Origin of the sequence: Mycolicibacter sinensis, assembly GCF_001667945.1 — a bacterium.
In the GTDB taxonomy this organism is placed as follows: domain Bacteria; phylum Actinomycetota; class Actinomycetes; order Mycobacteriales; family Mycobacteriaceae; genus Mycobacterium; species Mycobacterium sinense_B.
Window position 1 is genome coordinate 1 of sequence record NZ_LZJK01000100.1, and the last position, 1,786, is coordinate 1,786.

At 68.1% G+C, this 1,786-nt stretch carries 1 protein-coding gene; it reads left to right on the top strand.

What is annotated here, in order from left to right; genetic code table 11:
- On the top strand, positions 1-1,786 hold a 1,786-nt coding region (locus A5694_RS13925; protein WP_064922425.1), incomplete at both ends, for a DUF4118 domain-containing protein.

Here is a 1,786-nt window from a genome sequence, read left to right on the forward strand (position 1 = left end):
GGCCCGGAGTCCGAGACACTGGTCCGCCGAGCCTCGCGGATCGCGTCGAAGTCCAGCGCCGAGTTGCTGGCGCTGCACGTGCTGCGCGGTGACGGGCGCTCGCCCTTGCCCGATGCCCGGATCGGCAAGATCCGCGAGTTGGCGGCCAGCCTCGGCGTCTCGCTGCACGTCGTCGTCGGCGACGATGTGCCGACCGCGCTGTTGGATTTCGCCCGGGACGTCAACGCCACCCAGCTGGTGATCGGGACGTCGCGGCGGTCCCGCTGGGCACGTTTGCTCGACGAGGGTATCGGTGCGACGGTGGTGCGGCTGTCCGGGAAGATCGATGTCCACATAGTGACTCATGAAGAGTCCGGGCAAGGCTTTCGCGGCGGAGCGCTCTCGGCTCGGCAACGCCGTGTGCTGCCATGGCTAGCGGCGGTGCTCGTGCCGTCGCTAGTCTGCTGGATCACAACCGCATGGCTGGATCCGGTGCTGCGCCTAGGCGGAGAGAGCGCGCTGTTCTTCGTCGGCGTGCTGGTGGTCGCCCTCCTCGGCGGCGTCGCCCCCGCAATGCTGTCGGCTGTGGTCTCGGGCCTGCTGCTCAACTACTTCCTGATCGACCCCCGACACAGTTTCACCATCGCCGAAACCGATTCGGCGATCACCGAAATCGTGCTGCTGCTGGTCGCGGTCGCGGTCTCGGGGTTGGTGGACCGCGCCGCCGAACGCGCCAGGGAAGCCGGCCGCGCCTCGGGTGAAGCGGAGCTACTGGCCCTGTTCGCCGGGTCGGTGTTGCGGGGCGCAGACCCGGAGACGCTACTGGAACGCGTCCGAGAGACCTACGCCCTGCGCGCGGTGAGCATCCTGCGAGTGCGCACCTTAGACGGTCAGAAGGCCGGCGAGGCGGTCGTCGCCGCGGCCGGAAACGAGCCGTGTACGACGGTCGAGTCCGCCGACACCGCAATCGAAGTCGGTGACGACGAGTTCTGGATGCTTCTCGCCGGAAAACAGTTGGCAGCCCGTGATCGCCGGGTACTGTCCGCGGTGGCCAAGCAGGCGGCCGGATTGATCCGGCAGCGCGAGTTGACCGCAGAGGCCAACCGCGCCGAGGCCGTCATGCGGGCCGACGAACTGCGCCGCTCCCTGCTGTCGGCGGTCAGCCACGACCTGCGTACCCCGCTAGCGGCGGCCAAGGCGGCCGTGTCGAGTCTGCGCGCCGACGACGTCGCGTTCTCACCGGATGACACCGCCGAACTGCTGGCCACCGTCGAGGAATCCGTCGACCAGCTCACCGGTTTGGTGGGCAACCTGCTGGACTCCTCACGACTGGCCGCGGGCGTCATTCGACCGGAGCTCACCAAGGTGTACCTGGAGGAGGTCGTGCAGCGCTCCTTGATCGGAATCGGTAAGCGCAGCAACATCTTCCGGCGGAACGGCCTGGACCAGGTGAAGGTGGAGGTGGGTCCGACGGTGGCAATGGCCGACGCCGGCCTGTTAGAACGAGTGCTGGCCAACGTGATCGACAATGCCCTGCGCTACGCCTCGGACAGCGTGGTGCGGGTGACGGCAGGTCAAGTCGGTGACCGGGTTTTGATCAACGTCGCCGACGAGGGCCGCGGGCTGCCCCGCGGCGGCGAGTTACACGTGTTCGACCCCTTCCAGCGCCTCGGCGATCGCGACAACACCAGCGGTGTGGGGCTGGGACTCTCGGTGGCACGGGGTTTCACCGAGGCGATGGGGGGCACCATCTCGGCGACGGAGACACCAGGTGGCGGGTTGACCATGGTGGTGGATCTAGCCGCGC